Source organism: Pseudomonas sp. 1L-E-NC-VB-C3 (assembly GCF_057291535.1).
In genome coordinates this window covers 168918-181304 of the sequence record NZ_JBXAWD010000004.1, presented here as the reverse complement: position 1 = coordinate 181304, position 12387 = coordinate 168918, and the positions used below count along the sequence as shown (strand labels likewise).

Here is a 12387-nt window from a genome sequence, read left to right as displayed (position 1 = left end):
GACGAGCATCCTCAAGGCGAAAGTAGGTAGCCGCTGCGATAGGCCTGGGCGCCCGCGACGTGGGCGATGACCATGCCGGCAGTGGCCATGCGCCGCAGCGAGCGCGCATACAGCAGGCCGGCGGCGGTGCAATGAATGGGGGTGACCTTGTCGTGGACCGGGTCGATGATTTCTGCGATCTGCTGGCCGGCTTCCAGGTATTGGCCGGGCGTGGCGCAGTACACCAGCAGGCCGCCGACTGGTGTGGTCACTGGTTCGACCCCGGCCAGCGGCGTGGCAGGGTACGGCAGTGGCGGTTGCGGCTTGGTCTCGCCGACGATGGCATCGAACTGGATCAGATAGTCGATCAGCGCCTGACAATCGCGGCTGGCCAGCGGGTGATTGACGTCGCCCTGGCCGCGCAATTCGACGGTCACCGAGAAGCTGCCCAGCGGAATCTCGAACTGCTCACCGAAGCGCTCGCGCAGTTGCCACCAGAGCAGGGTGAAGCACTCGTCGAACGATTGCCCGCCGGAATCGGTAGCGAGCAGACTGGCCTGGGCTTCGATATAGCGCGCCAGCGGCTCGACCTGCGGCCAGGCTTCGGGCGTGGTGTACAGGTGCACCACCGATTCGAAGTCGCAGTGCAAGTCCAGCACCATGTCGGCATCGCAGGCCAGGCGTTGCAGGGTCAGACGCTGGGATTGCAGTTGTGTGGTCGGCTTCTGACGGTCGAGGGCGTTGCGCAGGCTGGCACGGATCAGTTCGAGGTTGTGCTGCGCATCGTCGTTCAACTGGCCTTCGATGGCGTTGCCGATTTCTTCGCTGAGGTCGACGAACCAGCGGTTGAAGTTCTGCCCGCTCTCGAGGTCGTAACGGCCCAGCGGCACGTCCATCAGCACTTGTTCGAGGCCGACCGGGTTGGCCACCGGCACGAGGACGATTTCGCTGCGCAGGCGGCCGGCAGCTTCCAGTTCGGCCAGACGCTGTTTCAGGTGCCAGGCGACCAGCATGCCCGGCAGTTCGTCAGCGTGCAGCGACGCCTGGATGTAAACCTTGCCCTTGGCCTGCGGTGGGCCGAAGTGGAAACTGTGAATCTGCCGTGCGGTCCCCGGCAGCGGGGCCAGCAAGTCATGAATCTGGTGGCGCATTGTTATCTCTTTATTTTCAAACCGGTGCTAGTGAGTCGGCCCGAGGAAGGCCAGCCAGCGGCGTTCGGCGAGGCGGAACAGGCCGACCAGCGCAAAAGTAATGGTCAGGTAGATCAGCGCGGCGATGCCGAATGACTGGAAGGTCAGGAAGGTCGCCGAGTTGGCATCCCGCGCGACTTTCAGAATATCGGGAATGGTCGCGGTGAACGCCACGGTGGTCGAGTGCAGCATCAGGATCACTTCGTTGCTGTAGTAAGGCAACGAACGGCGCAGTGCCGACGGCATGATCACGTAGGCATACAGCTTCCAGCCGGTCAGGCCATAAGCCTTGGCCGCTTCGACTTCGCCATGGTTCATGCTGCGAATCGCCCCGGCGAAAATTTCCGTGGTGTACGCGCAGGTGTTTAGGGCGAAGGCGAGGATCGTGCAGTTCATCGCGTCGCGAAAGAAACTGTCGAGGATCGGCTGCTCGCGCACGGCGGCGAGGCTGTAGATGCCGGTGTAGCAGATCAGCAACTGGATATACAGCGGCGTGCCCCGGAACAGGTAGGTGTAGAACTGCACCGGCCAACGGACGTAGAAGTGCGGCGAGACGCGGGCAATCGACAGCGGAATCGAGACGACGAAGCCGATGCAGATCGAGGCGGTCAGCAGCCACATCGTCATCGCCAGCCCGGTGATGTTCTGGCCGTCGGTATAAAGGAAGGCGCGCCAATATTCCTGGAGAAGTTCGATCATCGTACGGCCTCCCGGGCACCGGCGGCGTAGCGGCGTTCGAGCCAGCGCAGGATGAAGTTCGAAGCACTGGTGATCAGCAGATAAATCAAGGCGGCGAGGACCAGAAAGTAGAACAGTTGATAGGTGCTTTTACCGGCGTCCTGGGCAGCCTTGACCAGATCGGCGAGGCCAATGATCGACACCAGCGCGGTGGCCTTGAGCATGACCATCCAGTTGTTGCCGATGCCCGGCAAAGCGAAGCGCATCATTTGCGGAAACACCACGAAGCGAAAACGCTGGCCACGTTTGAGGCCATACGCGGTGGCGGCTTCGATCTGACCACGCGGCACCGCGAGGATGGCGCCACGGAAGGTCTCGGTGAAATACGCGCCATAAATGAAGCCCAGCGTCAGCACGCCGGCGCTGAACGGGTCGATTTCAATATATTCCCATTCCATATAGTCGGTCAGCGACGTCAGCCAGGTTTGCAGGCTGTAGAAGATCAACAGCATCAGCACGAGATCCGGCACGCCGCGAATCAGCGTGGTGTAGAGCTGCGCGGGCAGGCGCACCAGTTTGACTTTCGACAGTTTGGCACTGGCGCCGAGCAGGCCGAGCAACACGGCCACCAGCAGCGACATCGCCGATAATTTGATGGTCATCCAGGTGCCTTGCAGCAGCAACGGGCCGAAGCCCTGCAGACTGAACGAGGCCAGCCCCAGATTTTGCAGGAGGGTTTCAAACATAAATCAGCAACCTGAGCGGATGGAAAAGGCGCCCATCGAGGATGGGCGCCGGGGCATTATTTGCCGCTGTACAGATTCAGGTCACCAAAGTGTTTCTTTTGAATCTCGGCGTATTTGCCGTCGTCGTGTAACGCTTTGATACCTTTATCCAAAAGTGCTTTCAGCTCAGTGTTACCTTTCTTGATACCGACAGCGGTTTTGGCTGGCAGCAATTCGCTGTCGACCGGCTGGCTGATTTCATAATCAGCGCCTTTTGGCGACTTCAGAAAGCCCAGTTCGGCTTGCAGCATGTCCTGGATACCGGCGTCGAGACGACCGGAGGTCAGGTCGGAATACACCTGATCCTGGTTCTGATAGGCCTGGGTTTTCACGCCAGCCTTGTCCAGCACGGCTTTGGCGTAGGCTTCCTGAATGGTGCCTTGCTCGTAACCGACGGTTTTGCCCTTGAGTGAAGTGACGTCGGCGGTGATGCCGGAGCCTTTCTTGAACACGTAAGCGGTCGGGCCGGAAAACAGTTCGCTGGAGAAGTCGATGACCTTCTCGCGAGCCGGGGTCACGGTCATCGACGAGATCACACCGTCGAACTTGTTGGCCTTGAGGCCCGGAATCATGCCGTCGAAATCGCTTTCGACCCATTTGCACTTGACCTTCAGTTCGGCGCAGATCGCGTTGCCCAGATCGATATCGAACCCGACCAGGCTGCCATCGGCCGCTTTCGACTCGAACGGTGCGTACGAAGGGTCAACGCCAAAGCGCAGCTCTTTGTATTCCTTGGCCAGCGCGGAGCCGGCGGCCATGCACAACGCCAGTGCAGAAAGGGTCAGCAATGCTTTTTTCATTATTCAATCCCTAAGAACCAATATGAGCGCTTGTGGCGCAGAATTATTGTTACTGCAACGCTTACGACCTATAGAAAGTAGCAATTTCCGAACCAGAGTGCCGAACAGGTGTTTTAAAAGGTTGAGCGGAGAGAGGCAAGGGTAGTTGAATGCACGTAAACGGGCATTGCTGTTTGCATGCACTGTTTCGGTTCAAACGCGTAGCTCAGAGCAGGGAAAACTGTGGCAAGGGATTTGTCCCCGATGACTGATCGTTCCCACGCTCCTGCGTGGGAATGCATCAACGGACGCTCCGCGTTCGGCTCTGGGGGGGACGCAGAGCGTCCCGGGCTGCATTCCCACGCAGAGCGTGGGAACGATCAGTGAAAAGGGGTTAGGCCAACAGATCCTGAAGGGTAGCGAGGCTGTCCGCTTCTTCGACGGTCTTGTCCTTGCGCCAGCGCAGCATGCGCGGGAAACGCACGGCGATGCCGCTCTTGTGCCGGCGCGACAGGGCGATGCCTTCGAAGCCGAGTTCGAACACCAGGCTCGGCTTGACGCTGCTGACCGGGCCGAATTTCTCCACGGTAGTCTTGCGCACGATGCTGTCGACCTGGCGCATCTCTTCATCGGTCAGCCCCGAATAAGCCTTGGCGAACGGTACCAGCGAGCGTTGACTGGATTCCGGCGGGCCGTCCCACACCGCGAAGGTGTAATCGCTGTACAGACTGGCGCGACGACCGTGTCCGCGCTGGGCATAAATCAGTACCGCGTCGACGCTGAACGGGTCGACCTTCCACTTCCACCACACGCCCATGTCCTTGGTCCGGCCGACGCCATAAAGCGATTCGCGCGCCTTGAGCATCATGCCTTCGACGCCGAGTTTGCGTGACGCTTCGCGCTGGCGGCCGAGGTCGAGCCAGTCTTCGCCGGTCAATACGGGGGAGGGCAGCAGTACCGGGCTGTTGCAGCGCGCGATGACTTCCTCGAGTTGCGCCCGCCGCTTGACCTGCGGCTGGTTGCGCCAGTCTTCGCCCTGCCATTCCAGCAGGTCGTAGGCCAGCACCACCACCGGCACTTCTTCGAGAATCTTCTTGTCGAGCGTCTTGCGACCGATGCGTTGTTGCAGCAGGGCGAACGGTTGCACGGCCGGCGGCTCATCGGATTGCGGATCGAAGGCATCTTCGGTGGTCGGATGGGTGCTCTTCCACACGACGATTTCGCCGTCGATCACCGTGCCGTCCGGCAAGCCGTGGACCAGCACATCGAACTCGGGGAAGCGCTCGGTCACCAGTTCCTCGCCGCGCGACCACACCCACAGCTTGCCGTCGCGCTTGACCACTTGCGCGCGAATACCATCCCACTTCCATTCCACCTGCCAGTCGCTGGCCGGGCCGAGCAGGGCTTCAAATTCCTCGACCGGTTGCGACAAGGCATGGGCGAGAAAAAACGGGTAGGGCTGACCGCCGCGCTGGGCGTGTTCGTCGGCGGATTCCGGGGCGATCAGTTTCAGATAGCTGGCGGCGTTGGGCCGGTTCGACAGATCGGTGTACCCGACCAGGCGCTGGGCCACGCGTTTGCTGTCGAGCCCGGCCATTGAGGCGAGGGCGCGGGTGACCAGCAACTTCGACACGCCAACGCGGAAGCTGCCGGTGATCAACTTGATGCACAGCATCAGGCTCGGCCGGTCCAGTTGCGCCCACAACATCGGCAGTTGGCGCGCCAGATATTCCGGGGTTTCACCGCGAAGTGGCAGCAGCTTGTCTTCGATCCATTCGGCTAGACCGGCCTCGGAGCTGTGGGAATTTTCCGGCAGCACCAGAGAAATGGTCTCGGCCAGATCGCCGACGGCTTGGTAGCTTTCTTCGAACAGCCATGGCTCCAGCCCCGAAACTTCCACCGCCAGCTCACGGAGGATGCGCACCGGTACCAGTTGTCGCGGCCGCCCGCCGGAAAGGAAATACACCGCCCATGCGGCATCTGCTGGCGCGGCCTGTGCGAAGTACACCTGCATCGCCGCCAGCTTGGCGTTGCTCGACGTGGTGGCGTCGAGTTCGGCATATAACTCGGCGAACGCTTTCATGGGGACGTCTCGGCAACGGTGGGTTCGGTGGCGATGTTGTCGTCTTCGTCATCGCCGTATTCAGTGGTGAAGCCTTGTGCATCCAGGCCCTGCTCGCGCAGATGACGTACGAGCACGCCGATCGAGCCGTGAGTGACCATCACCCGCTCCGCGCCGGTCTGGTTGATCGCCCAGAGCAGGCCGGGCCAGTCGGCGTGGTCGGAGAGGACGAAACCGCGATCGACACCGCGCCGCCGCCGGGTTCCGCGCAAGCGCATCCAGCCGCTGGCGAAGGCATCGCTGAAGTCGCCAAAACGGCGCATCCACGTGCTGCCGCCCGCCGATGGCGGAGCAATGACCAGCGCCTGGCGCATGATCGGATCGCTTTTTTTCACGTCGCCTGCGTAAATCGTCGGCGGCAGGTACACACCGGCGTCGCGGTAGACGCGGTTCAGCGGTTCGACTGCGCCGTGGCTGAGGATCGGCCCGAGGGTTTCGTCGATGCCGTGGAGGATGCGTTGGGCCTTGCCGAAGGAGTAGCAGAACAGCACGCTGGCCTTGCCGGCGGCGATATTGGCCGCCCACCACTGATTGATCTCGGCGAAGATCTGCGCCTGCGGCTGCCAACGATAGATCGGCAGGCCGAAGGTCGATTCGGTGATGAAGGTGTGGCAGCGCACCGGTTCGAATGGGGCGCACGTGCCATCCGGCTCGACCTTGTAATCCCCCGACGCGACCCAGACTTCGCCGCCGTATTCCAGGCGCACCTGCGCCGAACCGAGGACATGCCCGGCGGGGTGAAAGCTCAGGGTCACGCCGTGGTGGGTCAGGCGCTGGCCGTAGTCGAGTGTTTGCAACTGGATGTCCTGACCCAGGCGCGCGCGCAGAATCCCGGCGCTGGCGCTGCTCGACAGGTAGTGCTGATTACCGGTGCGCGCGTGATCGCCATGGGCATGGGTGATCACCGAACGCTCGACCGGCCGCCACGGATCGATATAGAAATCTCCGGCGGGGCAGTAGAGACCTTCAGGTCGGGCAATAACAAGATCCATGTCGTGACCGGAATGGGGGGCTTGTTAGCTATGAGGCGGGCGTGAGGCTGGAAGTTCGATCGGCTTTGAAGCGCTACCCTCACCCCAGCCCTCTCCCAGAGGGAGAGGGGGCCGACCGAAGTGTCTGGTTAGGTACATCGACCTGGGGGACCGAGTTGAATATGGATCCGGCACAGCCTTGAGCCTGATCCAACGTTGGATTCACCTCGCTTTGTAGAGGGGCCGACCGAGGTGTCTGGTGAGGTACATCGACCTGGGGGACCGAGTTGAATATGGATCCGGCACAGCCTTGAACCTGATCCAATGTTGGATTCACCTCGCTTTGTAGAGGGGGCCGACCGAGGTGTCTGGTGAGGTACATCGACCTGGGGGGCCGAGTTGAATATGGATCCGGCACAGCCTTGAGCCTGATCCAATGTTGGATTCACCTCGCTTTGTAGAGGGGCCGACCGAGGTGTCTGGTGAGGTACATCGACCTGGGGGGCCGAGTTGAATATGGATCGGGCACAGCCTTGAGCCTGATCCAATGTTGGATTCACCATCTCTCTTTCAGGTCGGCGCAAGACCCAAGCATCCCCCAATCAGTCCCCTCTCCCTCCGGGAGAGGGCTAGGGTGAGGGGCTGTTGATCTTTGCTCTATTTCCCGGGGGTGAGGGTCAAGCGGGTCTTGCCATACACCCGATCAAAGTTCTGCGGCTGCATCGGCAGGCCGATGTACTGACCTTTCAGCCACGCATCGATCCCGTTCAGGTAGTTCGGACTCAGCGGGTTGCCCGACTGCCCCGTACCGTTCTGCGCCATCAGTGGCTCGCTCTGGCCGAAGTCGACGATAAAACGCATCGACGGCGCGCGCGTGGTGACGAAGTCCTGGCCCCAGGCAAACGCCGAGCTGTTCAGCGTGGTGTGATCGCCTCCAGCCGCCAGCGGCCCGCGTACAGTCTGACCGTTGCTGTTTTTCCAAGCATAGCTGTGCAGTTTGCCCCACTGCCAGGCGCGATGATCGCCGCCCAACTGGCTGTCACCGGCAGTAATCGCCGCAGCGAGGCTGCGGGCGAGAATCACGGATTTGTCTTCCTTCTGCGGCGTGCGCAGGTCATCCCAGAACGGACTGTCCTCACGCCCCAAGAGATGATCGGCCTGCGCCGCGTAGGACAGATCGCCATTGGCGACAAAGGCCTTCCACGCCGGGCTCGACTCAGGACCCAGTTCATCGAGGAAGATCTGCTTCATGCTTTCCTGCAGAAACAGTTCATAAATCGCCGCATCCGCCGAGGTCGGGCTGAGCTTGCCGTCGAACGCCATCAAGCGCGTGAAGGCTTCGCGGGCCTTGCTGCGTTCGGCTTCCGGCAGGGCGTCGATCGCCTGTTTCAGCGGTTGCTTCATGCCCGGCGCTTCGAAGACTTTTTTCAGCTTGGCGGCGAAGGTGGTGGTCTGGTCGTACTGCATGGCGAGCACGCTGCGGCTGTCGTGCTTGCCGCTGCCAGCCATTTCCGCCAGGCGTTCGCCACGCTCCGGTGCCGCCCAGGATTTCGACAGCTGCATGCCGTAGCCGTCGGGGATAACGCGCTGGTTGGCGGTGCCGAGCCAGCCTTGTGCCGGGTCCTGATCGTAGGGGTGCAGCATCGGGTCGGCATAACCGTCCCAGTCGTAGCGACCGTCCCAGCCCGGCGAGGGCAGCAGGCCTTCGCCTTCGCGACGGTTGGGGAAGCGCCCGGTGACTTGCCAGCCGATATTGCTTGCGTCGGCGAATACCAGATTGAGGGTGATGGCGCGAATTTCGCGGCTGGCGTCCGAGGCGCGCTCGACGTTCTGCGCGCGGGTCAGGTCGAAGAAGGCATCCAGAGTTTTGTCGTCAGTGAAGCTTGGCGTCTGCAAGGCGAGGCCGAAACCGCTGCCTTGCGCCGCTGCCTGGGCACTGTTGAGCAGCGCGCCGTGGCGGGTTTCGTACACGGCTTCGCGAATCGGCCGCTGGCCTTTGACGAAATAGGTTTCGTTGCGCACGCCCAACGGCTGCCATTTGCCGTTGACTTCATAAGTGAGGCTGCTGCCCTGACGGCGGATTTTCTCGAGGAACAGGTCCTGATTGTCGCCGAGCACGCTGGTCATGCTCCACGCCACTTTGCCGTTGAAGCCGCCGAGCACCATCGGCAGACCGGCAACCGTGACGCCGGCGGCCTGATATTTCGGCGCGCGGATCTGCACGAAACTCCACAGAGACGGTGCGGCTAGCGGCCCGTGCGCATCGCTGGCCAGCAGGCTCTTGCCGCTGCGGCTGCGTTGCGGGGCGATCGCCCAATTGTTCGCAGTCGGTGTGGCGAGCAGGTTCAGCGACGACAGTTGCTGGCTGGCGTTGCTCAATTCCGTCAGCCCCGGAATCTGCCCGTTGAGCTTGAGGCCTTGCAGTTTGTCGGCTTCAGCCACTGGCAGGTTTTCATCAGGCGCCGACGGGCTCAGCCAGGCGAGTTTGTCCGTGGTCACGGTTTGCGCGAGCACCAGTGACTGGATTTCCTCCGGCAGGTTGGCCGACTGGCTGAAATTCAGCAGGGCGAAAATCAGCGCCGAATCTTCCGGTTTCCAGTATTCGGGCTTGTAACCGCTGGCGGCGAGGTCGCCCGGCAACTTGTCGGCGTAGCGGAACAGGTAGGCGTTGACGCCCCGTGCATAGACTTCGAAGAAGCGCTTGAGCCGTGGCGACGAGGCCTTGTACAGCTCGCCGGCGCTCTTCTTCAGATTGACCGCGCGCATGTAGCGGTCGGCATCGAGCATCGACGCGCCGGACATTTCCGCCAACCGGCCCTGAGCCAACAGGCGCAGGGTGACCATCTGGTTGATGCGGTCGCTGGCGTGGACGTAACCGAGACTGAACAGCGCGTCATGGAAGCTGTTGCTTTCGATCAGCGGCATGCCCATCGCATTGCGCCGCACCGAAACGTTCTGCGCCAGGCCCTTGAGCGGTTGCACGCCGGAGGTCGGCGGCAGGCTGTCCTGGGCGTTCCAGGTCTGGCAACCGGACAGGCCGAGAACACCGGCCACTGCTGCGGCAACGCCGAACCGGGGAAGAAAATGTGTAAGGGCTGGCGAGGCCATGGCGAAGCTCCTGCGGGGGTATAAGGCTGGGGGCGCAATAAAGCCGCTACGTTAGTGACGGCGCGAGGGCCGCGCAAGCGGGGCGAGTGGTTATTTATGCAGTTGTCGGCTGATCGGTCAGAGGCGTGACAGTTGCTTGTGGGAAAGCGCTGATGTTGAACTGCGGAATGAGTCCCCAGACCTGTCAGGAGAAAGATCGCTATGGAGCTTCAAAGCAACGCTGCGCTGATCATCATCGACCAGCAGAAAGGCATTCTGCATCCGCGTCTGGGGCGGCGGAATAATCCTCAGGCCGAAGAGCGAATGCTTGAGTTATTGGCGCTGTGGCGCCTGCGCGGGCGCCCGGTGATTCACGTGCAGCATTTGTCGCGCTCACCTGATTCGGTGTTCTGGCCGGAGCAGGACGGAGTGGAGTTTCAGCCGCGCTTTATGCCGCAGGACGCTGAATGGCTGATCCAGAAACAGGTGCCCGATGCGTTTTGTGCCAGTGGGCTGGAGGCGCAGTTGCGTGAGGCCGGGATCGGGCAACTGATCATCGTTGGTGTGGCGACCAATAACTCTGTTGAGTCGACGGCGCGCACTGCGGGCAACCTGGGTTTCGACACATGGGTGGCAGAGGATGCGTGCTTTACCTTCGACAAAGCCGATTATTTCGGCAAACCGCGTACCGCTGAAGAGGTGCACGGGATGTCGCTGGGCAATCTGCATGGGGAGTACGCGACGGTGGTCAGTGCTGCCCTGATTCTGACAGTCAACTGATAGACCTGTGGGAGCTGGCTTGCCAGCGATTGCGGTGAATCAGGCGACATCAATGCAGGGATGTGCCGCCCTATCGCTGGCAAGCCAGCTCCCACAGGGCTGCGCAGGTTCACAAAAATGTGTTGAGTGCAGATCAACTGTGGGAGCGAGCCTGCTCGCGAAGGCGGCAGGTCAGGCGAAGAAGATCTTCGCCCGTGACATCAAGCGCCGTGGCACTTCTTGAATTTCTTGCCGTTGCCGCATGGGCAAGGGTCGTTGCGGCCGACGTCTTTCAGGGCGTTGCGCACCGGTTCCTGGTGGGCGTGGCCGCAGTTCGGGCCGTGGACATGGCCATGGTCGTGATCATGATGGTGGTCATGATCGTGGTTGCAGTCAGGGCCATGGACATGGGGTTGCTGGGTCATCGAGGTCACTCCGGAGTTAGATCGGCGGGGATTATCACGCCATTGCGCTCAAGGTGCACGTAGTGGGCGATGAATAAACCGGTTTCCATTTCCCCCTGCAATCGATAGGGAATCTGCTGGTTCGGATTTTTCAGCAGTTTCACCACCTGTTTGACCTTCGGCCACAGGTTGGTGCGGATCGGCACTTTGAAGTAAGCGCTGCGCTTTGGCCCCACGGTAAACCAGTGCTCATGCTCGCCCTCGGTGAGCAGCATGTCCGCCAGGTGAATCCGGTATTCGAGGCCGCGCACGGTCAGATCGCTGTCGTTGGGATTGTCGACGCGAAAGTGCAGGATGAATTTTTGCTCGAGCAGTTTGGCCCGCACCACCTCGACTTTCACCAGATGCACGGCAGGCTCGACGCTGTCATCGCTGAACCACGAGGCACAGCCGCCGAGGTTTACGATCAGCATCAACAGCAGGAAATGTAATGTGCGCCGACGACCGAGCATGAAATTGACTCCCTTTGTGCCCAGTCTAGACCTTAAAAGATTTCAGCCTTCGGCTAATCCCGTGGAGCTGCCGAAGGCTGCGATCTTTTGATCTTGGCTTTCAAGCGCCGAAATAACCCGAACAACACTTCTTGAACTTCTGCCCGCTGCCGCAAGGGCAGCCGTCATTGCGCCCCAGCTTCATCTGCACCGTGGGATCGATGAAGTACCAGCGCCCGGCGTTTTGTACAAAGGATGAGCGCTCGCGATGGCTGTGCTCGCCCTGGCTGTCATGCCAGCGTGCGGTGAAGGTCACAAAAGCGTGTTCCGGCTGGCCGCCGAACACTTCCGAGCTTTCCACCTCAAGACCAAGCCAGGTGCTTTGCGCACTCCAGTCGCTGATCGATTGTCGGTTCAGCCCCGCCTGCTGCGCGGGCAGGGTGGTCGCCACCAGATAGTCGATCAGCCCCAGCACATAAGCGCTGTAGCGCGAACGCATCAAGGCTTCGGCACACGGCGCCGGGTGGCCGTCATGATAAGGGCCGCAGCAGGCATCCAGCAGATTGCCGCTGCCGCAAGGGCAAATGGCTGTACTCATTGCATTACCACCAGTATTTCCCGAAGTTTTCCGGATTGGCCCAGAAGCGTGAATTGAGCCAGTCGGGGACTTGTTTGTAGTCAAGCAGATCGTAGGTGAACAGGGTCAGCACCTGCGCGTCGCGCTGAAAACGCTCGCTGGCCTGCAGTGCCAGCGAATAGAAATCGGTTTCCTGCCAGCCACTGGCGGCCAGATCCGCCAGCACCGCGATGCGACTGGCGTTGAGATTGCGGATGCCGCCCAACAGATTCAGGCCATCGCGTTTGGGCAAATGTTCCAGGCAATCGACTACCAGCGCCAGATCGAAGCGTTGCGCAGCCAATTCGGCGGGCAACGCGCCGGGCGCGGCATGAGCGACCACGGTGTCTGGATGCGCGTCCTTGAAAGCGCTCAAGGCGGGAAACTCGCTGGCGCCGATCAGCAGCAGTCGGGCCGGGGCGTAGCGATCCAGCAAAGCGGCCAACGCCTGTTGTGGCGTGCGCGAAGAAATGGCGACGTTCATCGAAGCTCCTCAGTCAGACCGCCAAGACTAGCCTGCCAGACC

At 61.2% G+C, this 12387-nt stretch carries 12 protein-coding genes; 1 reads left to right on the top strand and 11 read right to left on the bottom strand.

What is annotated here, in order from left to right:
* Nucleotides 1-11 precede the first annotated feature (11 nt).
* The 7 genes from AC0Z5Z_RS08625 to AC0Z5Z_RS08595 form a co-directional block, all read right to left on the bottom strand.
* Entirely contained in the window at nt 12-1130 is a 1119-nt protein-coding gene (locus AC0Z5Z_RS08625; RefSeq protein ID WP_457264172.1) for a succinylglutamate desuccinylase/aspartoacylase family protein, read from the bottom strand.
* A gap of 27 nt (nt 1131-1157) precedes the next feature.
* Nucleotides 1158-1868 carry an ABC transporter permease gene (locus AC0Z5Z_RS08620; protein WP_130912856.1) on the bottom strand — a complete coding sequence of 237 codons (711 nt, stop codon included), beginning with the start codon at nt 1866-1868 and terminating at the stop codon, nt 1158-1160.
* Nucleotides 1865-2593, bottom strand: a complete 729-nt coding sequence (locus AC0Z5Z_RS08615; protein WP_256810476.1) for an ABC transporter permease — start codon at nt 2591-2593, stop codon at nt 1865-1867. Before AC0Z5Z_RS08615 ends, AC0Z5Z_RS08620 begins: the two co-directional genes overlap by 4 nt.
* 56 nt (nt 2594-2649) lie before the next feature.
* A complete protein-coding gene (locus AC0Z5Z_RS08610) occupies nt 2650-3432 on the bottom strand; it encodes a transporter substrate-binding domain-containing protein (RefSeq protein ID WP_041478063.1) in 783 nt (260 codons plus the stop codon).
* A gap of 373 nt (nt 3433-3805) precedes the next feature.
* A complete protein-coding gene (locus AC0Z5Z_RS08605) occupies nt 3806-5494 on the bottom strand; it encodes an ATP-dependent DNA ligase (protein WP_485610958.1) in 1689 nt (562 codons plus the stop codon).
* A complete protein-coding gene (locus tag AC0Z5Z_RS08600; RefSeq protein ID WP_041478061.1) occupies nt 5491-6525 on the bottom strand; it encodes a ligase-associated DNA damage response exonuclease in 1035 nt (344 codons plus the stop codon). The genes AC0Z5Z_RS08605 and AC0Z5Z_RS08600 overlap by 4 nt, the downstream gene beginning before the upstream one ends.
* A 636-nt stretch (nt 6526-7161) precedes the next feature.
* Nucleotides 7162-9612, bottom strand: coding sequence for a penicillin acylase family protein (locus AC0Z5Z_RS08595; protein WP_485610957.1), 2451 nt, complete (start codon nt 9610-9612; stop codon nt 7162-7164).
* Between the two features lie 201 nt (nt 9613-9813).
* Between AC0Z5Z_RS08595 and AC0Z5Z_RS08590 the strand changes: the two genes are divergently transcribed.
* The gene (locus tag AC0Z5Z_RS08590; RefSeq protein ID WP_252868902.1) at nt 9814-10371 is read left to right on the top strand and encodes a cysteine hydrolase family protein; all 558 of its coding nucleotides are present in this window, start codon (nt 9814-9816) and stop codon (nt 10369-10371) included.
* Nucleotides 10372-10571: 200 nt separating this feature from the next.
* Here AC0Z5Z_RS08590 and AC0Z5Z_RS08585 read toward each other — a convergent pair whose 3' ends face one another.
* The 4 genes from AC0Z5Z_RS08585 to AC0Z5Z_RS08570 form a co-directional block, all read right to left on the bottom strand.
* Nucleotides 10572-10775: an SEC-C metal-binding domain-containing protein gene (locus tag AC0Z5Z_RS08585; protein ID WP_003198420.1), complete on the bottom strand. Its 204-nt coding sequence runs from the start codon at nt 10773-10775 to the stop codon at nt 10572-10574.
* Nucleotides 10776-10780: 5 nt separating this feature from the next.
* Nucleotides 10781-11266 carry an LEA/WHy family protein gene (locus tag AC0Z5Z_RS08580; protein ID WP_024011906.1) on the bottom strand — a complete coding sequence of 162 codons (486 nt, stop codon included), beginning with the start codon at nt 11264-11266 and terminating at the stop codon, nt 10781-10783.
* A 100-nt stretch (nt 11267-11366) separates the two neighbouring features.
* Nucleotides 11367-11843, bottom strand: coding sequence for a YchJ family protein (locus tag AC0Z5Z_RS08575; protein WP_324175037.1), 477 nt, complete (start codon nt 11841-11843; stop codon nt 11367-11369).
* Nucleotides 11844-11847: 4 nt separating this feature from the next.
* Nucleotides 11848-12345 carry a DUF6231 family protein gene (locus AC0Z5Z_RS08570; RefSeq protein WP_056783350.1) on the bottom strand — a complete coding sequence of 166 codons (498 nt, stop codon included), beginning with the start codon at nt 12343-12345 and terminating at the stop codon, nt 11848-11850.
* Nucleotides 12346-12387: the final 42 nt, after the last annotated feature.